This window comes from Streptomyces sp. FH025, assembly GCF_017427025.1.
Taxonomy (GTDB): domain Bacteria; phylum Actinomycetota; class Actinomycetes; order Streptomycetales; family Streptomycetaceae; genus Kitasatospora.
Genome location: NZ_JAFLNG010001023.1, coordinates 1 through 1,973 on the forward strand (window position 1 = coordinate 1; position 1,973 = coordinate 1,973).

The 1,973-nt window shown below is 67.1% G+C and carries 3 protein-coding genes; all 3 read left to right on the top strand.

All coding sequences use genetic code 11. The features are described from left to right. Window positions 1-83 precede the first annotated feature (83 nt). The 3 genes from J0670_RS36855 (at window position 84) to J0670_RS36865 (ending at window position 1,618) form a co-directional block, all read left to right on the top strand. Window positions 84-395, top strand: coding sequence for a hypothetical protein (locus J0670_RS36855; protein ID WP_207817138.1), 312 nt, complete (start codon window positions 84-86; stop codon window positions 393-395). Further along, window positions 392-943, top strand: a complete 552-nt coding sequence (locus J0670_RS36860) for a hypothetical protein (RefSeq protein ID WP_207817139.1) — start codon at window positions 392-394, stop codon at window positions 941-943. The genes J0670_RS36855 and J0670_RS36860 overlap by 4 nt, the downstream gene beginning before the upstream one ends. 177 nt (window positions 944-1,120) lie before the next feature. Beyond that, complete coding sequence (locus tag J0670_RS36865; RefSeq protein WP_207817140.1) at window positions 1,121-1,618, top strand: hypothetical protein; 498 nt, start codon at window positions 1,121-1,123, stop codon at window positions 1,616-1,618. Window positions 1,619-1,973 lie beyond the last annotated feature (355 nt).

The following is a 1,973-nucleotide window of genomic DNA, read 5'->3' on the forward strand; positions in this document are numbered from 1 at the left end:
TGTCGGTCGGTGGTGGTGGGCGTTGCCGCACCCGGGCTCGGTCGTGTTCGTGGTGTGGAGGTGGCCTGGCCCGTGGTTCTTCCTTGACCGACGGGGCGGCGGCCTGGCTGGTCGAGGCCGCGGCGACCGGCGCGCGACGGATCAGGGCGAAGACGGCCGACGCCGTCTCACCTGATCCGTCGTCACCGCGTCGACGACTCCGTCTCGAAGGCAGGCCGCAAAGCCTTCATGGGGCGATGCTCGGCCTCGCCTTGATCGGCTGGCGCGGCCCCTGGGGCTGGGTCTTCCAACTCCTGCTCGATGGTCGGCCGGGCACCATCGTCGCAGCCTATTTGAACGCGTTCAATATTCTGCATAGAGTGGCCGAGGTCGAGTGGTGGGGGTTCGTGCCGTGATCGCCGTTGTGATCCGACGTGGTGTTCGGCTGGGAGTCCGCATAGGAGCTGCGCCTGCCGGGCTGGCTGCCTCGTTGTGGCTCGGTGTCGCTGTCGCGCAGCTCCTCGTGAAGCCGCATGTCCTGCCGGGCTTCTCCCGACTTGCCGTCGTGGTCGGCGGAAGCCTGGGTGTCGGCGTTCTGGCCGGCGCGATCACCGGTGCGGCACTTGCGCTGTCACCTGAGTGGCTGGCTGGGCGCGCTTCACTGCGAGGGCCGCTCGCCGGGATCGTCGCCGGGACGACATATCTCGGCGAGACCGTCGTCGTGGCAGTGGCCTCCGACGGCGGATACGGGCCGATGCTGCTCGCGCTCCTCTCCACTCTCGTGGTTAGCGTCGTGGCAGCGGTGCACAGCGGTGACATCCTGCGACGCGAACACTCGCAGAAAGTCAGCATGCTGACGCACCACCCGGGTCATCGCCAGCAGGAACCGTCAGGCCGGCGCCTGTCCAGCGGCGTCGAAGTCCCCGAGGGCCGTCACCATCCCGTCGATCAGCCCACCGAATGACAACTGCCCGAGTTCCCTCGCCTGCTGTCGACCACGGGCAGCGGCCCGATCGGAGCTTGAGGTCATGGACCTTGCGCTCGATCTCCCGCAGTTTCATGCCGTCGCGGTCGTCGCGCCGGGTCGCGGCGTACAGTTCGACCTTCGAGCGTTGACAGAGCGGTTTGGCATCATGCCCGCATGGGCTTCGACCTCGCCCCACCAACCGGCGTTGGCTCGTTGCGGATCGGTATGACTCGGCACTCGGCCAACACGGCGCTGGACTCATTCCGCGATCTCTCCGCGGTCTCGGAGTCCGACCGGCAGGGTCAACACGTCTTCCGTCCCAGTGGACTGATGATCAGCATCCACTGCACGCGAGACATGCTCGAAGCCATTGAGTTCGGGAGGCCGTCGACTCAGACAGACCGAGTCATCTTCCGGGGCCTGGACGTGTTCGCGATCCCGGCCCGCGAGCTGGTGCAACGCATGGGCGAGTACACCTCGATCGAGGCAGACCCCGACGATCCGGCGTCGTTCGTCGCCTCTGACCTGCTCCTGAGCTTCTGGCGCCCGTTCGCAGCCGACGACGAGCCAGAGGACGAGCAGGGCTACTACTTCAGCTCGGTCCTGCTGGCACGGCCTGGTTACTACGACACCCCTGCTCAGGCTGCGGAGCGACTCCGGCAGAGTTCGTGACTTTCCCGTCAGGATGCCGACAGGACTCGTTTCCGCAGGAGGCCGAAGCCGGCCGGCCGTACAACTGGCGCTTGATCATTTTGCCCCGGGTGACGTGGCCTTCGACGACGCCGGAGCTCTACGGCAGTGTCAGGTCGGCGGCGCGGGCGGCGAGATCGCGTTCGGGCCGTGATCGAGCCGTGCCGGGCGGCGATGCCCTGAGAGAGGCCGAACACGTCTTTCCCGCCGGCGACTTCGTGTGTGGAGTGGTGCGGGGAGCCTGAACCCCCTTGTCCCGTCGGTGGCTTGGTGAGTGGCCCGGTGTGGGGGGTGTGAACCACCTTTGTTCTGTCGGTGATTTCGCGCGTGGCCCGGT

Bases quoted from the DNA above. Each gene is read 5' to 3' on its own strand.
- J0670_RS36865 (WP_207817140.1), top strand. From the start codon at position 1,121: ATGGGCTTCGACCTCGCCCCACCAACCGGCGTTGGCTCGTTGCGGATC.